Annotated in this window: 4 protein-coding genes and 1 pseudogene; 2 read left to right on the top strand and 3 right to left on the bottom strand. The window is 54.8% G+C overall.

From position 1 onward, the window contains the following. From ACC569_RS13725 to ACC569_RS13715, 3 genes and pseudogenes are all read right to left on the bottom strand, one after another. Positions 1 to 758, bottom strand: a 758-nt coding sequence (locus tag ACC569_RS13725; RefSeq protein WP_372524100.1) for an OmpP1/FadL family transporter, incomplete at its 3' end; no start/stop codon positions are given. A gap of 355 nt (positions 759 to 1,113) precedes the next feature. After that, positions 1,114 to 2,228 (bottom strand): annotated as a pseudogene (locus ACC569_RS13720) (radical SAM protein). A gap of 403 nt (positions 2,229 to 2,631) precedes the next feature. After that, complete coding sequence (locus ACC569_RS13715; RefSeq protein ID WP_372524099.1) at positions 2,632 to 2,856, bottom strand: sulfurtransferase TusA family protein; 225 nt, start codon at positions 2,854 to 2,856, stop codon at positions 2,632 to 2,634. Between the two features lie 416 nt (positions 2,857 to 3,272). On the opposite strand from ACC569_RS13715, the gene ACC569_RS13710 reads away from it, so the two are divergent. Continuing rightward, positions 3,273 to 4,724 (top strand): M48 family metalloprotease, encoded by a 1,452-nt coding sequence (locus ACC569_RS13710; protein ID WP_372524098.1) that lies wholly within the window; start codon positions 3,273 to 3,275, stop codon positions 4,722 to 4,724. A 386-nt stretch (positions 4,725 to 5,110) separates the two neighbouring features. Then, on the top strand, positions 5,111 to 5,325 hold a 215-nt coding region (locus ACC569_RS13705), incomplete at its 3' end, for a hypothetical protein (protein WP_372524097.1).

Below are 5,325 nucleotides of genomic sequence, written 5' to 3'. Positions count from 1 at the left end.
CCCATTGTAACGCTGTCTGAGAGCTTACCCATCCAGCCCACACGTACACCAAAACCGGTTGAAGTGGAATAACCGTTGTTGGTGAGATTGCCCGGGTCTCTCGAGAATCCGGCGAAGGCCTGGAGTCCTTCGGCTTTGAAGCGCTGATAACCCAACAGCGGAGATATACCGACAGAGTTGGTGGAATTAAGCTTGTACGACAAGGTAGGGGCAATAACAAGCTGCGCTAAGTCAACACCTAACCTGCCGTTACCACAGAGAAGGTTATAGCTGGGCTGAATCGTGCCGAGACCACCGGTTTGAAAGAAATTGCAAGTGCCCTTACCCGACGCGCTTGTGATGGATCCGCCAGGATAATTAGTATTCATGCCACCGTTACCGTAAACGGTAACTCCGAACGACATGTTCGGATTAAGCATGGTGTTATAACCAAACTCCGGAATAAAAAATTCATTACTATCACTATCCTCTGTACCGTCAAGATTGGTTCCGGCAGCTGAACCACTTCGCTCAGACTTGCGATTTGGACTGAACAGGTTGATACCAAGATCGAAACGATTGCCTACCCAAACCATGCTCGCTGGATTGTTCGCACCGCCGAAGGCATCTACCGTCATTGCCGTCGCAGCGCCGCCTGATCCTAGGGCTTTCATGCCGTAACCGTGCGAAAAATAGCCGTTTGTCGCGAAAGCGCTCGGCGCAGCCACGGCGGCAGCTACGGCCAAAGCCAGAACCAAATTCCTTTTCATGCCCGACATGTCAACGTCCTCCGAAAAGTTAAGGAGCGTCATGCTCCTGTGATAATTTCAAAAAGAGCTTTGATAATGCCCAAGTTGGAATTAGCTTGTCGGGGAAAACCCCCGCACCAACCTGTTTCTTAAAGTCTGATAAAAGTCCCGTATTGTTATGCACTCAACGGTGCGTTGTTGCCTGAGTCACAACAACCGTCACAGAGTTGCAACACTTACGAGCAAGTAAAGTCCACGCGAATCAAATGTCAAATTGTTAATGTTATTAGTAGAATATTATGTCAACTAATTGATTAGTATATGTTTATAAAATAAGTGCCGTAGCGATCGAGGATAAGCCGAATTCGGCAGGCTGGCAGCGGATTTATGGCCCCTCATCGCAGGTCCCGACATCGTCTCCCCACATCTGCCGGCGCACCAGCGCCACGTCACGGGGACACCAAGCACGAACGGGAATGAGCGGATATCCACCGGCATGGAATCGCCATAAGGACGGTTGCACACGAAGATATCGTTATCATGTCCAGGGCAGCCGGAAGTCTGAAACGGTTCCGGAATCCACCAGCTCCGCCAGCGCGTCCCTGTCCATACCGAAATCAGTCAAACGGCCCGAGGCGTCAAACCGCATCCGGCTTACATACCCGCCGGTATAATCAATGAGAAACGCGCCAGTTGCACCCGACCGCCACTTATCGCGCGGCACAGGTTCCCGGTCTTCCATCAACGAGCCGCGTTCCGGAAAAACGCGAACATGTGATTGTGGCCACCCATGTCGCGGATTTTCTGCGCCACTTCTAGGATTTCCGGCTCGGTTTCGCCCATGCTGCAGATGAAATGCGCGCCGAATTTCTCCGGCCCGTAGATTTCCGCGGCCCATTCGAACGTGCGCCAATACTTGTCCCACTCGTGCGGGCTGTCAACGCTGCGGCCGCAGGTGCGATCGAAAGATCTCCGGCGTCACGGCGTCCAAAGCCACCGTGAAGATATCTACCCCCATGTCGCGCATCCGCACCAGGTCATCGCAATTCAGCCTCGTGGGGTTGAAAGAATCGAAACCAGAATCAGAGGCACTTCCCGAATCCAGCGTTCGAGAAGCGCAAAAGTAGCGTCATTGGAATTGGAATGGCTGATCATGGAAATACACATGCGCTCGAATTGCTTTCTGTCATCGCCGTTTTTGGCGCGCGCGATGATCTCCTCGTAACGCACCGCCGGCCAGTCAACGCGGATGAAATTACGATCGGCATAATCGCACGTCTCTTCCCGATGCCGCGCCAGGCCGCGGTAGGCGCAATTGGCCCGGCAGCCTTCGAGGTAGGTGATCAGGAGATTGAGTCTGTGCGTACAGGCAGCACGATGCATGCGGCCCTCGACCAATCCCAGCGTGATCGCCGCGGCGGTGGACAGCTGCACGTACTCGGGTGAGCGCAACGCCAGGGTCTTAATATCATAATCCGGGCGATAGAACGTGACGGAGATGGTGTCATTTTCCGTGAACGAATTATCGCTATTGACCCGGCATGATCGCGCCCGGATTCCATGAAACAGTGGGTGGCGACTTACCCTCGCTCAGGAACACATGGTGCCGGGTCAATAGCTGCTGAGAATTACCCTCGAGAGGAAACCATGTTCAATGCCTTGGTGAATTGACATGTCTCATATGCTGCACAAAGTGCGGGCCAGAAAAAAAGGGGCACGATTCGTGCCCCTCTTATCCTGGGTCGGTTGCGTCGCTACGCGGCGTCTAACCGGTGATGTGTGTTTTCAGCGCTTTCTTGGCGCGCAGAATAGGAAGCAGACGGTTAAATCCGCGTGCGTCGTACCCCTGCTCGGCCATATCTCCGCCACAAAAATTTAAGTAGTTGGATTTTCTACGACGGGATTACGCCTTCTTCAGTACAAATGAGTATTCGCCATTGGATTCGGCGGACTCCATCAATTGATTGCCCGTCTGCTTGGCAAACGCCTCGAAATCCTTTACCGATCCTGGATCGGTGGCGATGATGCGCAGCGTCTGACCGGTGGTCAGCGTGTTCAGCGCTTTCTTGGCGCGCAGAATGGGAAGCGGACAGTTCAATCCGCGTGCGTCGAGATCTTGATCAGCCATTTTTCCTCCTCGTCAAAAAATTTTCGATGAAATTCATAATCATGAAGGCGGCTATATTATAGAATTCTAATTTAGGATTAAACAGAGCATTGCCGTCAACCATCACCATGGCTTCAGTGTCCCGCCAAGTACAGGCAAGATTGCCAGGGATATCCTGCCATATCCCTATAACCCTTTGATAACAAAAACTTAATCCCTGCATGAAAAAGTAATTGCCTCGCATAAATAATTTTGTACAAGATGCCGAAACTTGACTAAACCACTTGCGGTCGAAACCGGCAGTGAATCAGCTCGTGAATCACGCCAGTTTGTGTCAACGGCCAGTAAATGACACGGTCAAATCAAGCCAAAGTTCGCGAATACAGCGCACCACGTGCACATCGATGTTTTATCGCAACGACCCTACAATAAAGGCCATGTGGCGTAAGTCCTGCCGGGCATTGCTAGCCGTAACCCTCCTGTGTCAGCTTGGCCAAGCCCCCGCGTACGCCGACACAGCCAATCTTCCGGATCTCGGTGATGAATCGCTCGCGGTCATCTCACCGGCGCAGGAGCGCAAACTGGGGGAGGACCTGATGCGTCAGTCGCGCCGCACGCTGGCGTTCATGGACGATCCCGAGGTCAGCGAATACATTCAGTCGCTCGGCCGGAAGCTGGTGTCCCACAGCGACAACCCACAACAGGATTTCCGGTTTTTTATCATCGACAATCCGACCATCAACGCCTTTGCCCTTCCCGGTGGATTCATTGGCGTGCACACGGGACTGATACTGGCGACCCAGAGCGAGGCGGAACTCGCCTCGGTGCTGGCGCACGAAACCGCGCACATCACCCAGCGGCACATTCCGCGAATGATCGCCGAATCGCAACGCACCACTCTGCCGGCCATGGCGGCCATTCTGGCCGGTATATTGCTGGCAAGCTCCGGCCACCAGGGCGGCGAAGCCGCCATCGCGCTGACCAGCGCGGCGGTCGCCCAGAAAGGCATCAACTACACACGCACGTTCGAAGAAGAGGCCGATCGCATCGGCATGCAAATACTGGCGCGGTCCGACTTCGATCCGCGCGCCATGCCGACATTCTTCGAGCACATGCAGAATCTGAACCGGTTGAACGAGACCAGCCTTCCGGAATTCCTGCGCACACACCCGGTCACGACCAACCGCATCGCCGACTCACGCAACCGCGCGGAACAATATCCGGCCCGCCCGGTTTCCGACAGCGACGATTTCCAGCACGTGCGCGCCAAAATCCGCGCCCTGGCCGAGGGCAACCCTGAAGAAATTGTCCGCGGCTTCAGGGAAAACCTCGCACAAGGAAAATACCGTAACGTCGATGCGGAACGTTACGGCTATGCGGTGGCGCTGCTACGGGCGCGTCAGCCGGCGGCGGCGCGCGCCGAGGTTCAGAAGCTCATCGAGCGTCAGCCGAACAAAACTTCGTATCGCATCCTCGAGGCGGAAACTGAGATGGCGATGACGCACTACAAGCAGGCCCTCGGCATTTACGCCGATGCCTATGCCAAATCGTCCTCCCATGTAGCGCTGGTGCAGTATTACGCCAGTGCGCTGCTGAAAACCGACCATTACCGGCAAGCCAGGGATTTGCTCAAAACGGCGCTGCAGCAGCGTCCGGAGAGCCCGGTGTTATACCAGATGCTGGCCCAGGCCGCCGGCGGCATGGGATCATCCTACGAGTCCCACAAGGCCCTCGCGGAACATTACTATTTCAGCGGCAATCCCAATGCCGCGATCCAACAGCTACAGCTCGCGACCCGCTACGCCGGCGACGATTTCTATCTGCAATCCAGTCTCGAGGCCCGGATAGCGGCGATCAAGGAAGAAATGGCGGTCTATCAGGGGAAGTAGTCTGGCGCCGATTCCGCGCGCCTTGGAATATCCAACAGGGTTATCGCGTCTCACTTGCCAGTCATGACGGCGCCTGAATTTGGTCCCGTCTTTTGTATGTGGGCGTACATTAACAGATGCTTATATAGCGCCGGCGCTCCAAAACTAGGGGGCTTGTCATTCTTGGCAAGATGGTTACTCTACTTTTGTTTCTCATGGCGGGCATGAAGGAAACGTCACTTCGTGTTTGTATGGGCCCATGCAGAACCGATGAGATTATTGAGGCGGCAAGACGACTTCGATCCAAGGCATGGCATAACCAACCGATCGAACATGTTTAAGTTGTTTCGTGCCGCCTCAATGAATCAGCGGTCGCTTCATTCAACAGGAAACAAGCAGGAGGAGCAATGCGGAAAACCGTTCACATTGTCATAACCGGCGCCACCACGGTGCTGCTGGGGCTGGGGGTGCTGCTGAATGTCCCTGCCGTACAAGCGGGAGGGCAGGCGCCAGACGCCAAGACGTGCAATGACAAGGACAATCCGCCCAAGGATGCCGTCACGCAGGGCGGCTGTGTCGTCATTGACCGAGCCAAAGGCAATTGCATGGCCTGTCATCAGAT

The sequence above is a fragment of the Sulfuricaulis sp. genome (genome assembly GCF_041499725.1).
Lineage (GTDB): Bacteria > Pseudomonadota > Gammaproteobacteria > Acidiferrobacterales > Sulfurifustaceae > Sulfuricaulis.
The sequence above is the reverse complement of the archived record's forward strand: the minus strand, read 5'-3'. Positions and strand labels throughout refer to the sequence as shown.